We start from the raw sequence: 15812 nt of genomic DNA, 5'->3' as shown, positions 1-15812 counted from the left end.
CATGGCAGTGCGGCAGCGTGTTGTGATCGGCGAGGAGGCGACCTACGTCGTCCTCGACCGGCAGTGGCGGGTCGTGGAACCCGTCGAGGTCTACTTGGAGTACCTGCGGCAGGAGAAGTACTCGCCCAACACCGTGCGGCTGTACGCGTACGGCCTCGCGCAGTGGTGGTCGATGCTGGAGGACCGCGGCCTGGACTGGCGCCGGGTCGGCGTGGACGATCTCGCCTCGTTCGTGCGGCGCCTGCGCAACCGGGGCTCGGACCCCACGGTGGTTGCCCTACGGCCCGAGAAAGCTGCGGCCAGCAGCACCGTCGACGTGAGCCTGACTTCAGTGCTGAGCTTCTACCGGCACCACGCCATCGTGACCGGTGTGCCAGCGGCTCGGCAGTTCTACGAGCACGTCAAAGGCGGATCCATGGAGGCCCACCGCCGGTACGCCTCGTTCCTCGGCCATCTCGGCGGTGGGCAGGACCGCCGAGTGATCGGGCGGCGCCGTGACCCGAAGGCTCCGCCCCCGTTCCTGACTCCCAAACAGGTGGCAGTGATCAAAGACGACGCAGGGCGGTTCGAGTCCGGCGCCGGCTGGCGCGGGGACCTGCGGCTCCGGCTGTTTTGGACGCTCCTGGAGGAGACTGGCCTCCGCCTGGCCGAGGCTCTCCTGCTACGCCACCGCGACTGGCAGCCCGGCACGGGGACGACCGCGTTCCTGGAGGTACAGCCGCTTGAGGACCGGCGTCGGCGGTTGCGGGTGAAGAACCAGCGCTACCGGCGGATCTACCTCAGCGACGAACTCGACGACCTCTACGGCGAGTACCTGTTCCTCCTCGTCGAGCAGGGGCTCGATGTGCAAGACGACCTCCCGGTCTTCGTGAACCTGTACCGGGGCGAGTTCGGACGGCCGCTTCGACCGGAGACGGTCTACGACTGGATCGACGGCTTCAAGAAGCGCCACCCCCTGCTGCCGGGCGCCTGGACACCGCACTGGTTCCGCCACAGTCACGCCACCGCGCTGTTGCTGGCCGGCGTGCCGGAGCACGTCGTACAACGGAGGCTCGGGCACAGCGACATCCACACGCTGCTGACCACCTACGCCCATGTCACCGAGGATGCCGCGATGCGGGCCGCCGCCGACTGGAAGAGCCTGGTCGCCCGATGGGGAGCCGCAGCATGACCGAGCCAGCCGTCTACCAAGCCCGCAGGACGGAGAAGTCCGACCCGCGGCTGGGCCAACAGGGCCTGTTCAGTGCGGAGATCAACCAGAAACTCTCCGAGACCCTGCCGACCGAGGCCCGCGCGCGGTACTTCACGCGGGCGACGATGCCGGCGCACTGGTTGGACGCGATCCTGGAGAACCAGCCGGCCTACCGCGAGCGCGAGAAGAGCGTCGCGTTGAACTTCGCGGACCTGCCGGACGGCATGGCCGTCGAGTTCGCGTGGGCGATCGAGCGACAGGTTCAGCTGGGAATGCGCATCCAGGCACAGCAGACCGCGAAGCTGACCCGCCAGATCGCACTGGTCGTCGCCGACCCGAAATATGCGCACGTGAAGAGCTTGGTCGACCTCCCGCGTGAGGAATGGCTGCGTGCGATCCGGAAGGTCCGCACGCGTCGAGGTGACCCGCTTGCCCCTGGACAGTTCAGGCACCTTGGGCAACTACTCGGCCGGTTCCTGGACCTGCTGGTTCACGTCTACCACCAGGGCGACTGGTGGGAGCTGAACGTCTGGAACCCGCTTCTGGATACCCGCATCCCCTTGCGGGAGCACGAGCCGCAACGCAACAACCTCGCCTACTTCAGCCACCTGACCACGTCCTGGTTACAGCAGGCGGCCAAGTGGTGGCTGTCGCGGCAGCTCGAACGGGGTGTCTACACCTGGAGTACGGTTCAGGCCCGCCTGCACTCGCTGGTGTGGTTCCAGCGCTACCTTGACCTCACCGGTTGTGATGGCCCGCAGATCCGCGATGACCACCACGAGCTCGGCCAGTGGGTGCAAGGCTTCCGGCAGTGGATGGGCAGGCAGAAGGCAGCCACCGGGCCGAACAAGGGCTCCACTCTGGGTGCTATTCAGCGCCGAGCCGCGATGACCTCTCCCGAACAGCTCTACCGGTTCATGTTCGAAGAGCAGCAGGCCGCATCCGCGGAACTGGGAGAGCCACGGTGGCTGCGGCTGGGGCTGCAGCACGCCCTGCTCTTCCGGTTCGGGGACAAGCCGACGGGCCCGAAGGCTCCGCCGCCGGAATCGGTGCTGTCGGACGCGGTCGTCAGCCGCATCGCTGAGCACAGCGAACTGCTCGCCATCCCCAAGACCGAGGGCGGCTTCGGCGACGAGCAGCTGGTTCGCATCCTTGGCTTGCTGATCAAGACCGGCCGCCGAATCAGCGAGATCACCTTGCTCGACTACGACCCGCTGGTGGCCATCCCGTTCCCTGACCCGAACGGGCATGTCGCGCGGTTGCGCTACCAGCAGACGAAGATCATCACCGATGACAACACCATCCTGGTCGACCAGGAGGCCGTCGACCTGATCCACGAGCAGCAGAACTATGCCCTGGCTTTCATGACCGAGCAGGGCAAGCCCGGTGTGACACCGAAGTACCTGTTCCTTGGCCAGCTCAACAACCGCAACGGCGACCGGCACTACCCGCTCAGCGGGCTGCACAACCGGCTGACTGCCTTCTCCGAGAAGATCGACCTGCGGGACGAGCAGGGCCACCGGGTCAAGGTGTCCAAGACCCACACCTTCCGGCACACCCGCGCAACAAGCCTGCTCAACGCCGGAGTTCCGATCCACGTGGCCATGCGCTACATGGGGCACAAGACGCCGACCATGTTCATGCACTACGCGAAGACCCTGGCCACCGTCGCGGAGAGCGAGTTCCTGCGCTACAAGAAGATCACCGCCGACGGCCGCGACTACCAGCGCGACCCAGCCGAGATGTTCGAAGCCCTGGCCTTGGACAAGCGCACCGACCGCGTCCTGCCGAACGGCTACTGCACCCTCCCGCCCCGGCAGGCCTGTGACAAGGGCAACGCCTGCCTGTCCTGCACGAAGTTCGTCACCGATGCCACCTTCACCGACGCCCTCCTCCGCCAACGCGACGAGACCCGAGCACTGGTCAAGCGCCGCCAGAACGCTCACCAGGAACGCTTCGGCGAGGCCATGGGCGACGACAACGTCTGGCTGAAGGGCCGCAACGAGGAGCTCGCCGCGCTCGGCGGGATCCTGCACGCCATCGACTCCGTACGCCGTGACGACGGCACCATCGTCCCCCTGCGCGGCGCCGGGGCGCCGCAGCAGCGCGTTGAGGATCAGCCCAGCAGCGATGAGGAGAGCGCGTCGTGAACCGCAGCACCGAGGCCCTGGCCGACGCCGCCCGACGGCGGACCGAGAACGCCGAGAAGGCCGTTCAGAAGGCCCTTCGCCAAGCCCGTAAGGACGGAGGCTCGATCACGGTGAAGGGCCTGGCCGCTGCGGCCGGCGTGTCCACCGACTTCATCTACCGACACCCCGATCTGCGCGGCCAGGTCGAGGCCCTGCGGCGGGCGCGCAGATCCGGAGCGCCAGCGTCGAGCAGCAGCGTCCCGGACGTCGACGCCGCCTCCAGCACACTGGTCCGGCGGCTGAGCCAGGAACTGGCGGACGTCCGGCGCAAGCATCGTGAGGAGGTGGCCGAGCTTCGCCAGGCTCTAGAGGTCGCACATGGTGAACTCCTCGGTTTGAGGCGGCAGTTGAGAGAAGCAGCGGATAAATCTGCCTAATCAGGAGACGGTGCTTCCCTCCCGGGGCCTCAGGCCGAAGGGCCTCCGGAGAACGAGTGGTAGCCGTAGGCCACGGCGACGATCGAGGCGATGCTCCCGGTCTCCGTCCGCCCCAGCCAGATGATGCAACTCCCCTCGGCGGCGAATGTCACGAGGTCCGCTCCCCGGGCTTCGTCTCTCGCCCGCTCGAAGCGGCCGTCGGACAGGCTCTCAGTGGCACGGAGCGTTGGTTGCTGAAGGCCATCCCGGAGCCCTCGCCAGAACTCACGGAACGGAGCGGTCAACGCCGGCCAGGCAGCGGCATCGGCGAAACTTCCCTCATTTGCTTCGGAGTTGAAACCGATCCGGTCACCTGGGCGGATCATCTCGACGTCGTCATCGATGCCGAGGGCCATCTCCCAGCCAGTCACAGGGTCATCGGTGATGCAGAGGCGGACGGCGGCAACCTCCCGGCCGTCGAAATGCTCGCCCATGAACTCATACGGCGCTTCCGTCCACGCGGCCTCCACACGGAAGGTGCCGGGCGTGATTCGCTCTGCCAGTTCCCGGCCGACTGGTGTTCTCAGCTCCCGGTCGCCGTCTTCGGGCCAGGGCGAGTCCACGATGAGACGGCCGCTGGGGATCCGGAGCCTGGTGACCTCGGTCACCTCGACGACCCGGACGGACGTCGCCGGATCATCGGGACGTGTTCCAAGCCGCGCCCCCGGATTGAAGACCGACCTCAGAAACCAGTCTTCCTTGGGTCCGGCCGCCAGCCGGACATCTACCGCGCTACCCATGGCCGAACAATAAGCGGCGCTGCCGACACCGTGCACACAGGGGCACTCGTGCACTCTCAGGCGGTAGCCGTCGACGTCATGCCGCCGACACCATCACCAGCACAGATAGACATGCTTGCTCTCACAACGCCGGATCAGAAGTGGTCCTCCTCGTAGTCCGACATGTTGGTGTCGGCGTAGCCGTAGTCGGCGATGCCCTGCGCCTTCAGGCGGTTGGTGTAGCTGGTCGACGGACGGATGGTCGAGGTCCAACCGGAGACGCATATGGTGGAGTCGATGGTGTCCTGGGTGACGTCCGGGTTCAGCGCGCCGGGCGTGCAGTTGGGGTCGGGCAGCGGCAGGTAGGACTGCGAGCAGCCGGCGGTGTCGGCCGTCTGGGCCGCGGCGGCGGGGGCGGCCTGGGCGGTGGGAGCCCAGGCGAGGGCGAACGACCCGGTGGTGAGGACCAGGGCGGTGCCGGCGGTCGCGAACCGTCGCTGCAGGGAACGCATGGAGGCTCCAAAGGAGTTGGCCCGGCGTGGGGCCGCGCGGATGTGTCCATGACAGCAGCGCGGTGGTGCCCGCCGAAGGGTTCATATGATGAATAGTCGGTGACGCGCGTAGAACGTCTCTGTGGTGCCGCTGAGCTGAGGTTTGGTCAGCGCGCGGCTGGAGATGACGGCTCCTCAGCCGCTGTCAGCGGTGATCGCTACCGTGTGCGGCATGGGACTTTCGATCACCGTGGGGCTCCTGGACAGCCAGGCACGCCACGACGCCGACGGACTGGCGTACCACCGCGGCGCGTTCGCGCGCCTGAGCAAGGCCCTCGCGGTCGGCGGCATCGACTGGCACGAGCCGGAGATCAGCGATCCGCCCGCCGTTGCCGCTGTCGCGGCGGGCTTTCCGTACAGCTTCCTGACCCACCTGCGCCGCGTCTTCGTGCTCGCCGGACGCGGCGAACCGCTGACCCCCGCGGCGGAGACCGACGACCGTCAGTACGAGCGCGACTGCGAGAAGATCCAGGACGAGGCGTCCGTGCTCGCCTCCCACCTGCTGTGCCACGCCGACAACTCTGGCTACTACGTACCGGTCGACTTCGCCGCGCCGCTCTTCCTCTCCCCGGAGGCGGGCGTCGACGGGTACGGCATGGTCGGCTCCACCCAGCAGCTGCTGGCCGAACTGGCGCGCGTCGCGCCGTCGCTCGGCATCGACCTCGCCCCCGATGGCACGCTCTCCGCCGCCACGGAGTCCGCCCTCGCCGACTTCGACCCCGACACGCCCTTCGCGATGGAGCGGTTCACCTGGTACCAGCTCCACCGCGCCTGCCGAGCGAGCCTCGACGGGGGGCAGGCCATCGTCTTCCACTGACACCCGGGGTTCGGCCGCGACGGAGCGCCGCAGCTCCGTGCGCCACCCGCTTCGGTGTCGGGCGGACGGACCGTCAGGCCGCCCGGCAGGAGAGGCGGTCGTCGTCTCCGCGGACACTGCGGGCGAGCTCGGCCCGGGAGACCGGGATCCCCTCGGCGAACTCCCGGTCGATCAGCCAGCCTTCGGCTGCCCGCTCCTGCCCCCCGAGCCTGCCGGCTCCTCCACTCCGAGCCTGCCGGCCCCGCGCAGCCGGGAGCGCTCGGCTCCGGCGCTCAGGCGTCCTCGCGGACCAGGTGGTCCACGCAGACCGCCACCGCGAGGAGCAGGGCGACGTCCGCGCCGGCGGTGATGTTGACGCCGTAGTGGTCGTGGATGCGGAACCACCTGCGGGAGATCTCGGCGATCCGCTTGCCGTGCGACTCGATCCGGTAGTCCTTGCCGATCAGGTCGCCGTGGATCTCCAGCTCGTCGCCGTCCGCCAGTTCCACGTGGTACTTGTCCCGGAACGGGGTGAAGAGCTTCTTGCGCACGGTCGCCACCGCGTGGCCGCCCGCGTCCTCGATCCGCATCGCGTCCCGGACCGACAGGGCCTTGTGCCGGATCACCGCCAGGACCCGTCCGCCCGCGTCCTTCAGCTCGAAGGTCTCCCGGATCCGCAGCACCTTCCCGTCCACCAGGAACGCCTTCGCGCCGTGCTCGTCCTCGATCCAGTAGTCCTCGCCGATCCCGAAGATCCGCTCCTTGACCTGGTACTTCATTCCCGACTCCTGTTCCGTGGGCGGCGGCCCCGCCGGGCCTCCCGCCACTGTCCCACCCGGCCGCCCGCGTGCGGGGCAGGGAAACGCGGCAGCGCCGGAATCGGTGCGGCGGCCGGGCGGTCAGTCCGCTGCGGCCGCCCGGGCCACCGACCGGAGGTACCGCTCGGTCGCCAGGTGCTGCAGGACCGCGGTCAGCGGCCCACCGAGGCGGGCGTACCAGGCTGCCGGGCGGGAGAAGGCGGTCACCTCGAACCACACGTCGCCGGCCGCGTCCAGGCTCACCACGAAGGACTCCTCGCCGCACTCCGGGTGCCCGGGCAGCGTGCCGTAGGCGAAGCCGATCCGGTCGGGCTGCTCGACGGTCCAGATCACCCGGCACGGGACCACCAGTCGCGGCCGGCGCAGGTGGGGCAGGCCGACCCGCAGCAGCACGGTGTCGCCGGGTGTGATCCGGGCGGGCGGCGGGTGGATCGCGAAGCCCGTGCCCAACTGCGTGCCCCAGCGGAGGACGTACTCGCCGGCGCGGTCCAACACCGCGGGCCCGCGGCCGAGGTGGATCCGGCGGCGCAGCCAGGAGTAGCCGGGCGGCAGCGCGGCCGCCCGGGTGGCGCCGACCTCCGGGTAGCTGGGTGCGGCGGCGCAGGCCGCGCGATGGCGGCGGACGATCTCCTCGATCGCCGGGTGACCGGCCGGGTCGTGGCCTCGGGGCTTCATGACTGCCGAGTCTCTCACCGGCCGGCCCCGGTCGTCGTCGACTCCCGGGGGTCGGGTGGTTCGTCCTGCGCAGGATCGGGTGACCGCCGTACGGTTCGTGGCCGACGGAACTCGCCCGTGACGATCAGATAACATGATCGACCTTGTGGTGATCGCCATCGTCGTCGTGCGTCCTTCGCTGGCAAATCATGCCCACCCGGCGCCGCCGTCGTGGGCATGAAGCACGTCCAAGTCGACCAAAATCTCATAAAGCGGCCAATAAATTGATATCTATAGCGGCACGGGTGCTTTCGCGAATAAACAGCAAAGAGACGTCCGGCGCACGGTACTCGGCACGGAACGTGTTGTGGGCCGTCGCCGGTGTGGTGATGCTCGGGTCCCTCATCGCCCTGGAGATCGTCGCGCGTCATTACGGTATGCCGGGGCCGATCACCAACCAGGCCCGGGAGGTGATCCTCACTCCCAAGTCGGGGCCGTTGTTGTACACCGCCATGGGGCTCATGCTCGTGGTGTTCCCGTGGCGGCAACGGCTCATCGCGCTCGGCACCGCGATCGGCATCGACCTGGTGTTCTGCCTGGTGCGGTTGGCGTTCGACGTCCGGATGAACTTCGGCAACGGCGCCCTGTGGGTGATCCTGGGGTGTGCGGTGATCGCCGTCACACGCCGCACCGGCCGCGAACGCATCCTGCTGCTGAAGGGCGTCGGGCTGGGCCTGCTGCTGGTGGCCGGGCGCAAGACCGGTGACATCTGGCTGCTCATCACGTCGAAGACCCGCCCGGTGGTCCTCGACCAGTACGTGGCGACCGCGGACCACGCGCTGGGCAACCCGTCGTGGCTGGTGGGCCGGTTGGTCAGGGCCACCGGTCCGATCGGGACCCACGTGCTCGAATTCGTCTACATACAGCTCCCCGTGGCCGCGGTCGTGGTCGCGCTCTACCAGCTGCGGAACGTGGCCGTCGAGCGCCGCTTCCCGGAACACCATCTGGTGCGCACCTTCCTGGTGATCGGCCTGCTCGGGCCGGCCATCTACCTGCTGTTCCCGGTGGTCGGGCCGGTCTTCGCGTTCGGCTCCGGCGGCGGCCACTGGGCGGTGGCCGACCAGTGGCCCAACACGCCGGTGCCGATCGGCACCCCGCACCGGATGCTTTTCGACGGGGTCACCCCGCGCAACTGCATGCCCAGCCTGCACATCGCATGGGCGACCACGATCTTCGTGCACTCGCGCAAGGCGCCGAGGCTGCTGCAGATCGCGGGCGCGCTCTGGCTGTTGGCCACGCTCGGCGCGACGCTCGGATTCGGTTACCACTACGGCACGGACATCGTCGCCGGTGTGGTGTTCGCGCTCACGATCGAGGTGGCGTTGCGTGCGCTCGCCCGCGGGTGGGATCGGTCGGCAACCCGGCTGGTCGCCTACGGCACGACGGTGTTCCTCGCGTTCCTGGTGTCCTATCGCTATCTGCCGACGGAAATGGGCGGGCATCCGTGGGTGTTCGGGCCGCTGCTCGTGCTGGGGATGACCTCGGTGATCTACGGATTCGTGCGGACCACCAAGCGGTGGGAGCCGACGGCCGTGCCGGTGCGGCAGCCGGAGCGGCAGCTCGAACTGGTCTGAGCGGGGCGGGCGGGGCGGGCGGGCCGGTCCGCGTCGGGTCGGCCGGGTCGGGAGTGACGGAGGTCACCCCTCGGGGCGGGGCGGGGCGGGGCAGGGGAGGCCGGCCGGATCGGCGCCGGCGCCGGGACGATGAACAGCACCGAGTGGTGGATCGACGGCGCCGAGGCGCTCGGTCCGGACGGGACGCTCTACGCGACCTGGGACACCCAGGGCGCCACCACCGACACCGGCTGGCTGTCGGACGCAGTGGCCCGGCTAGGGCCGCCGGTCGGCTGGGCGGTGGCCCGGCTAGGGGCTGTCCGGCGGCGGGTCCGCGGCGTCCGACTGGTCGGCCGAGCTCAGCAGGGCGTGCACGGTGGCCGCCATCGTGCGGCGCGCCTGCTCGGGGTCGAGGCCGGCGGTCCGCCAGTGGTGCCAGGCGCTCCAGGTGGTGACCGCGTCCAGGCCGTTGAGCAGGTCGGTGCGGCGCTGCTCGGGCAGCCGGTCGAGTTCGGCGGCGAAGACCTCGGCCAGCCGGAGCCGGGCGAGGTCGAGCATCTGTCGCGTCAGCTCCTGGATCCGGTCGGAGGGGTCGTCCAGGCGGGCGATCGCGAGCCGGGTGGGCGTGATCCACTCCAGGATGCGGGCCCGCTGTTCGACCAGTGCCGCGACCCGGACCGCGCGCGCTCCCTGCATCGGCAGCGGCCGGGCCTGGGCGGCGAGTTGGCCCAGCCGGCGGGCGATGGCGGCGTCGGCGAGCTGGGCGATGTCCGCGAAGTGATGGAACACCAGGCGGCGGGAGACTCCGGCGCGTTCGGCGATCCGGTCCGCGGCGAACCTGGTCTCGCCCTCCTCGAGCAGGGCGAGCACGGCGTCGATGATCCGCTCACGGGTCTGCCGACCGCGCTCGGTGCGGCCGTCCACGGGCCGGCCGGATCCGCCGGTGGCCGCCGAGTTGCCGGGCATCGGGGCTCCTTCCTGACGTCGGGTTCGCGCTGCCTCGCACCCTTGCGTTGACATTATTGCACTCTCGGTGCAACTCTACGGCTGCACTCGGAGTGCAATAAGTTTGCCAGTCGAAGGGGCCGTGGGCCGATGTTCACCACCGTGGGGCGCTGGTGCGCCCGCAGACCCGGGCGGGTGGTGGCCGGGTGGCTGCTGCTGCTCGTCGCCGCCCTCGCCGCCGTCGCCTGCTACGGCCGCGTCACCAGCGAGGAGGTCTCGCTGCCCGGCAGTGACAGCCAGGCGGCCAAGAGCATCGCGGACTCCGCCTTCCCCGGCTCCGCCTCCGGCCCGCAGCCGTTCGTGCTGCACACCGCCCCGAGCGCGGCCCGGCTGGACGCCACCGCCCAGCGGGCCGCCGTCGAGCAGAGCGCCCAGGCGATCGCCCGGGTCCCGCACGTCGTCGGCGTCACCGACTTCCTGGACCCGGCCGACCAGTCCGCACTCAGCGCCGACGGCCACACCGGCTACCTCTCGATCGACCTCGACGTCCCCGCCCGCGACCTCACCGCGGTCACCACCAAGGACATCGTGGCGGCCGCGGCCCCGGCCACCGCGGCAGGCATCGCGGTCACCCCGGGCGGCAACCTGGCCGCCGGGGCCGACCGCAGGCCGACCGAGTACAGCGAGGTCGTCGGCCTCGTCGCCGCACTCCTCATCCTCGCCGTCGCCCTCCGCAACGTCGCGGCGGCGGCACTCCCGCTGCTCGCCGGGGGGATCGGGCTCGGCATCACGCTGCCCGTGATCGGGCTGCTCGGCCATGTGATGGACGTGCCGTCCGCCGGAGCGACGGTGGCGGCGATGATCGGCCTGGGCGTCGGCATCGACTACACGCTCTTCTGCCTGACCCGGTTCCGCGAACTGCGGGCCGCCGGGGTCGACGTCGAGGAGGCCGCCGTCCGCACCACCGCGGGCTCCGGCAAGGCGGTGGCCTTCGCCGGTACCTCGGTGGTCGCCGCCCTGGCCGGCCTCTGCCTGGGGCAACTGCCGATCCTCTACGCGCTGGCACTGGCACCGGCGATCGCCGTCCTGGTCGCGATGACGCTGAACCTGACCCTGCTGCCCGCCGTGCTCGCCGCGCAGGGGCACCGCCTGGGAGCCGGGCGCCGGGCTGCCGACACGGCTGGGCCTGCCGAGCGCGCCGACCGGCCGCGCGGTTGGGCCGCGATCGCCGGCTTCGTGGTGGCCCGGCCCTGGCGCTCCCTGCTCGCCGCGCTGCTCCTGCTCACCGTGCTCGCGTTGCCCGCCGGCCGGCTGACGTTCGGCCAGATCGACGGCGGTGACGACGCCGTCGGCACCGACGGCCACACCGCCTACACCCTGCTGGCCGACGCCTTCGGCCCCGGGATCAACGGCCCGCTCCAGGTCACCGACACCCTGCCCACCCCCGCCACCGGCGCCTCCGACCCGCGCCTGACCGCCATCACCTCCGCGCTGCGCCAGACCCGGCAGGTCGCCTCGGTGGGCCCCGCCCAACTCGCCGCGGGCGGGCGGCAGGTGCGCTGGCAGGTGACCCCGGCGACCGCACCCGCCGACCCGGCCACCGCCACCCTGGTGCACCGGCTGCGCGCCACCACCCTGCCCGCCGCCACCGCGGGCAGCGGCCAGGTCACCCACGTGGGCGGTACCCCGGCCGCGCTGGCCGACCTCAACGGGCGGATCGCCGGCCGGGGGCCGCTGATCATCGTCGCTGTGCTGGCCGTCGCGGCGCTCCTGCTGCTGCTCGCCTTCCGCTCCCCGCTGGTGGCGGTCAAGGCGGTGCTGATGAACCTCCTGGCGGCCGGCGCCTCCTACGGCGTCCTGACGGTCGTCTTCCAGGAGGGCCACGGCGGCCGGCTGATCGGACTGCACGGTCCGGTCCCGGTGCCGGGGTACGTGCCGCTGCTGATGTTCGCGGTCCTGTTCGGCCTGTCCATGGACTACGAGGTGTTCCTGCTGAGCGCGATCCGCGAGTCCCACCTGCGGGACGGCGACGACCGGCGGGCCGTGGTCAGCGGCCTCGGCCGGACCGGGCCGATCATCACCTCGGCTGCGTTGATCATGGTGAGCGTCTTCCTCAGTTACCTGCTCGACGACGACCCGGTGGTGAAGATGTTCGGCCTCGGCCTGGCGAGCGCCGTCCTGCTGGACGCGACCGTGGTCCGGGGCGTCCTCGTCCCGGCGAGCATGACCCTGCTGGGCACGCGCAACTGGTGGCTGCCCCGCTGGCTCGACCGGATCCTGCCCGACCTGGACATCGAGGGCGACGGCGGACCGTCCGCACCGGCCGTCGCCCAGCCCGTCACGACTCCTGCCGCGCCGCATCCAGAGCCGCGAGGTGCTCGTTGACCGGGCGCCGTGATCCGGGGAGGGCTGCTTGTTACTGCCACCGCCCGGGCCCGCGCAATCCACAATCGGCGCCGCCGCGGCCGTTTTCCGGATAGCCCGACCCCGGCCGAGTGATCATCCTTGGTGCACGCACTGCCGCACCTCTTGGAGACCCCGTGCCCGGTTGGACGTCCCTGCGCCGCCTGCTCGCCCGCCTCGCCCCGGCCACCCCCGCCCCGCCCGCCTGCGCGCTCACCACCCGGCGCCGCCGGTCGGCTGGCGCCGTCCCGGCACCCCGCCGGGGCTGAGCTGCGGATCGCCCCTTGGGTGGCCCGGTGGCCGTCGGGTGGATGTACGTGCGACGCTGCGCGCCCTAGCATGGCCTCCGAGAACCGACTAATCGTCAGTTGGCGTGTGGGGATTCCGCTACACGACAGCTCATGAGGGGCGGGGTGGCGAGCATGAGTGGCAGCAGCACGGTGTCCGACCCGGTCGACATCGACGTGGACATCGACATGGACATCGATCTCGTTCCGGACGGCGGCACCAGCGGCGTCGGTCCGGGCGTCGGGGTGGGTGCGCAGGCCCCGATGCGCACGACCGCCGCCGCCATCCTGTGGGCGGAACCCCCGGCGCCCCAGGTGATCCAGTACGCCGTCCGAGCCGATTCGGCCGTCCTGTGGAGCGAACCCCCCACGCCCGAAGGGATCCTGTCCGTCGCGGACGACGCCGCGATCCTGTGGAGCGAGCCCCCGGTGCCGCCCCAGGGGACCCTGTCCGTCGCGGACGACGCCGCGATCCTGTGGAGCGAGCCCCCATCGCCCCAGGGGATCGACTTCGTCGTGGACGCGCTCTGGGCCGAACCCCCCACGCCCGAAGGCCTCCTGTTCGTTCCGGAGGTCGCCGCCGTCCCGTCGGGCGAGCCCCCTGTGCCCGGTGCCGAAGCCCCGGTCGTGATGATCGTCGACACTCCGCCCGTGGTCGACATCGACACGGACGCCGACCTCGGCATCAGCACCGACCTCGGCATCAGCACCGACCTCGACGAGGCCTGACGCGACGTGGACGATCGCTACCAGCACCCCTTCGACGGCTTCCCCACCCGCCGCGCGCACGAGGACCGGTGGATCGAGCTCGCCGCGGCCATCACCGCCACCCGGCACCAGGTCGCGCACGAACCCGCCGCCGCCGCGGAACCGGTGTCCCGGAAGGGCGAGTTGGTCGTCCTGGGCTCCGGCATCGAGGCGGCCGGCTTCACCCGCGCCGACGAGCGGATCCTCCGCGAGGCGGACCAGGTCCTCTACTGCGTGGCCGATCCGGTGACGGTGCTGCAGATCAAGGCCTGGCGCCCGGACGCCTACGACCTCTACGTCCTCTACGACGACACCAAGGAAAGGTATCTGACCTACGTTCAGATGACCGAGGCCGTCCTGCACTTCGTCCGGGCCGGCCAGAAGGTGGCGGCGGTCTTCTACGGCCACCCGGGCCTCTTCGTCCTGTCCAGCCACCGGGCCGTCCGGATCGCCCGCCGCGAGGGCCACCGAGCGGTGATGCGCCCGGGGATCAGCGCGCTGGACGTGCTCTGCGCCGACCTCGGCGTGGACCCGAGCACCCCCGGCATGCAGACCTTCGAGGCCACCGACCTGCTGCTCCGCGGCCGGCGGATCGACCCGGGGCTGCACCTGGTGCTCTGGCAGGTCGGCCTGGTCGGCGAACTCGGCTACCAGCGCAACGGGTTCTTCAACAGCCGGCTGCCCGTCCTGCTGGACTACCTGGAGGCGGTCTACGGCTCCGACCAGACCGTGGTCAACTACACCGGCGCCCGCTACCCGGGCATCGACCCGGTCGTCGACCGCCGCACCATCGCCGAACTGCGCTCCCCGGACGCACAGTCCAGGGTGACCGGCGCCTCCACCTGGTACCTGCCCCCGGCCGTCACCGCACCGGCGGACCCGCGGATGCTCGAACGCCTGGGGCTGCTGCAACCCGGCCGGACCATCCGTGCGACCGAGGCCGCGCCGCCGCAGCGCGACGCCTACGGGCCGCGCGAGCTCGCCGCCTTCGACGACTTCGCGGACTTCCGGGTGCCCAGCGGCTACCACTGGCAGGAGGACACCGCCGCCGGCCGCTTCCTGCTCGCCCTGGGCCAGGACAGCGGGCTGCGCGACCGGTTCACCCGGGACCCGGTCGCGGCGCTGCGGGAGTGGTCGCCCGGGGAGCTCACCGAGGCCGAACGCGCGCTGCTGGCCCGGCGCGAGGACCTCGCGATGCACGCCGCCGCCAAGGGCCTGCAACGCCGGCCCGACGCCCACACCGCGCGCCTGCTGCGCACCCTGCTGTCCCGCAAGACGGTGGCGCGCAGCCTGCTGGCGGCGGTCCGCGACGGCTCGGATCCCCGACGCGGGTTCCAGGAGTGGCGGACGGCGGACGGCCAGGGCTTGGACCCGCACACGATCCGGCGCGACCTGGACGCCCTGCTCGCCGAATCGCTCTTCCCGTGGACCGGGCTGTACTGCACGGCCGACGGCGACCGCAGCCTCTACCTGCTGGGCCGGGCGGGCGACCCGCGGCGGCACCGCCTCTACCTCGACGGGCAGCAAGTCGCCAGGCCGAGCTACCAGCACGGCGTGCTGCGCTGGCGGGCCGAGGACGGCAACCCGTGCAGCGGCGAGCTGCGCTGCGAGCTCACCCGCCGTTGGGAGCGCCGGCTGATCGGCGCCGTCTGGCCCGCCGGTCAGCCGGCTGCCAAGGAGTTCGCGGTCCGCTTCCAGGAGCACCCGCTGCCGGCCGGCCCGCCGCCGGCCGACCTCGTCGGCCGCTACCGGGCGACCGACGCCGCCGGCCGCGAGGTCCTGGTCGAGGTGGCGCCGGAGGCGGACGAGCCGGCTCCCCGGGTCCGCGTCACCGTCGACGGCGCGGCGGCCACCGCGGCCGTGACGCTCGGGACCGCTGCCTTCGAAGTGGACGGCGTCACCGTGCCGTTCGCCGCGGCGGTGGCCGAGACCACGGTTCCGCCGTACCTGCACGGCACGTACCTGGTTCGCCTGTCCTCCGACGGCGGTGGCGCCGGTGCGCTGGAGCTGCGGGTGGACGGGGCCGGCCTCGCCCTCGACGGCCGGCGGATTCCGCAGGCCGAGTGCGCCGGCAAGCGCCTCGGCTGGTACGACGGCCCCGCCGTCCTGCCGCAGGCCTCGCTCACCCTGCTGCTCGACCCGGTCACGCTGCACCCGATGCTGCACGGCACGGGCAGCACCTCGGACGGCGCCCGGCTCACCCTGATGGGCATGGTGCCGGTCGCGCCCGAGGACGCCGAACGCCTGGCCGGGCGCCCGCAGTTCGCCGTGCCCGCCCGGCCGTGGTCCCAGTTGACCGCGCTGGCCGCGGCCACCAGCCGGACCGGGGGACTCTTCTGGTGGCACGGCTGGGAGCAGTCGGCGACGGCACTGCGGACCGTGCACCAGGCGCTCTGGGAGGCGGACCTGTGAGCGGCGGCCCGTCCTTGCGTTGAGCGGCGGCCCGTCATGGTGCACGTACTGCTGGCCGCCCTGCGCCCGG

13 protein-coding genes are annotated in these 15812 nt (G+C 71.3%); 8 read left to right on the top strand and 5 right to left on the bottom strand.

The window, feature by feature from the left end:
• Position 1: 1 nt before the first annotated feature.
• The 3 genes from ACQRUO_RS11150 to ACQRUO_RS11140 are packed head-to-tail and all read left to right on the top strand — an operon-like array spanning position 2 to position 3758.
• Positions 2-1171 carry a tyrosine-type recombinase/integrase gene (locus tag ACQRUO_RS11150; RefSeq protein ID WP_428315639.1) on the top strand — a complete coding sequence of 390 codons (1170 nt, stop codon included), beginning with the start codon at positions 2-4 and terminating at the stop codon, positions 1169-1171.
• Entirely contained in the window at positions 1168-3342 is a 2175-nt protein-coding gene (locus tag ACQRUO_RS11145) for a tyrosine-type recombinase/integrase (RefSeq protein WP_428315638.1), read from the top strand. The genes ACQRUO_RS11150 and ACQRUO_RS11145 overlap by 4 nt, the downstream gene beginning before the upstream one ends.
• Complete coding sequence (locus ACQRUO_RS11140; protein ID WP_428315637.1) at positions 3339-3758, top strand: DUF6262 family protein; 420 nt, start codon at positions 3339-3341, stop codon at positions 3756-3758. The genes ACQRUO_RS11145 and ACQRUO_RS11140 overlap by 4 nt, the downstream gene beginning before the upstream one ends.
• Before the next feature lie 29 nt (positions 3759-3787).
• On the opposite strand, the gene ACQRUO_RS11135 is transcribed toward ACQRUO_RS11140, so the two are convergent.
• Together ACQRUO_RS11135 and ACQRUO_RS11130 are read right to left on the bottom strand one after the other, a co-directional pair.
• Positions 3788-4537, bottom strand: a complete 750-nt coding sequence (locus tag ACQRUO_RS11135; RefSeq protein ID WP_428315636.1) for a DUF4241 domain-containing protein — start codon at positions 4535-4537, stop codon at positions 3788-3790.
• A 134-nt stretch (positions 4538-4671) separates the two neighbouring features.
• Positions 4672-5028, bottom strand: a complete 357-nt coding sequence (locus ACQRUO_RS11130) for a hypothetical protein (protein ID WP_428315635.1) — start codon at positions 5026-5028, stop codon at positions 4672-4674.
• A gap of 211 nt (positions 5029-5239) precedes the next feature.
• Here ACQRUO_RS11130 and ACQRUO_RS11125 point away from each other — a divergent pair, with 211 nt between their 5' ends.
• On the top strand, positions 5240-5884 hold the full coding sequence (locus tag ACQRUO_RS11125) for a hypothetical protein (protein ID WP_428315634.1): 645 nt from the start codon (positions 5240-5242) through the stop codon (positions 5882-5884).
• Positions 5885-6156: 272 nt separating this feature from the next.
• Here the strand turns inward: ACQRUO_RS11125 and ACQRUO_RS11120 are convergent, their stop codons facing one another.
• Both ACQRUO_RS11120 and ACQRUO_RS11115 read right to left on the bottom strand, forming a co-directional pair.
• Positions 6157-6642, bottom strand: a complete 486-nt coding sequence (locus ACQRUO_RS11120; protein ID WP_428315633.1) for an LURP-one-related/scramblase family protein — start codon at positions 6640-6642, stop codon at positions 6157-6159.
• Between the two features lie 120 nt (positions 6643-6762).
• Positions 6763-7356, bottom strand: a complete 594-nt coding sequence (locus tag ACQRUO_RS11115; protein WP_428315632.1) for a DUF1990 family protein — start codon at positions 7354-7356, stop codon at positions 6763-6765.
• A 341-nt stretch (positions 7357-7697) separates the two neighbouring features.
• Here ACQRUO_RS11115 and ACQRUO_RS11110 point away from each other — a divergent pair, with 341 nt between their 5' ends.
• Positions 7698-8969 (top strand): phosphatase PAP2 family protein, encoded by a 1272-nt coding sequence (locus ACQRUO_RS11110; RefSeq protein WP_428315661.1) that lies wholly within the window; start codon positions 7698-7700, stop codon positions 8967-8969.
• A 288-nt stretch (positions 8970-9257) separates the two neighbouring features.
• Here the strand turns inward: ACQRUO_RS11110 and ACQRUO_RS11105 are convergent, their stop codons facing one another.
• On the bottom strand, positions 9258-9914 hold the full coding sequence (locus tag ACQRUO_RS11105; RefSeq protein WP_428315631.1) for a TetR/AcrR family transcriptional regulator: 657 nt from the start codon (positions 9912-9914) through the stop codon (positions 9258-9260).
• A gap of 129 nt (positions 9915-10043) precedes the next feature.
• Between ACQRUO_RS11105 and ACQRUO_RS11100 the strand changes: the two genes are divergently transcribed.
• The 3 genes from ACQRUO_RS11100 (at position 10044) to ACQRUO_RS11090 (ending at position 15742) form a co-directional block, all read left to right on the top strand.
• Positions 10044-12278, top strand: a complete 2235-nt coding sequence (locus ACQRUO_RS11100; RefSeq protein WP_428315630.1) for an MMPL family transporter — start codon at positions 10044-10046, stop codon at positions 12276-12278.
• Between the two features lie 440 nt (positions 12279-12718).
• Positions 12719-13312: a hypothetical protein gene (locus ACQRUO_RS11095; protein ID WP_428315629.1), complete on the top strand. Its 594-nt coding sequence runs from the start codon at positions 12719-12721 to the stop codon at positions 13310-13312.
• 6 nt (positions 13313-13318) lie between these two features.
• Complete coding sequence (locus ACQRUO_RS11090; RefSeq protein WP_428315628.1) at positions 13319-15742, top strand: SAM-dependent methyltransferase; 2424 nt, start codon at positions 13319-13321, stop codon at positions 15740-15742.
• Positions 15743-15812 lie beyond the last annotated feature (70 nt).

This window comes from Kitasatospora sp. LaBMicrA B282 (assembly GCF_050325825.1).
Taxonomy (GTDB): Bacteria; Actinomycetota; Actinomycetes; order Streptomycetales; family Streptomycetaceae; genus Kitasatospora.
The sequence above is the reverse complement of the archived record's forward strand: the minus strand, read 5'-3'. Positions and strand labels throughout refer to the sequence as shown.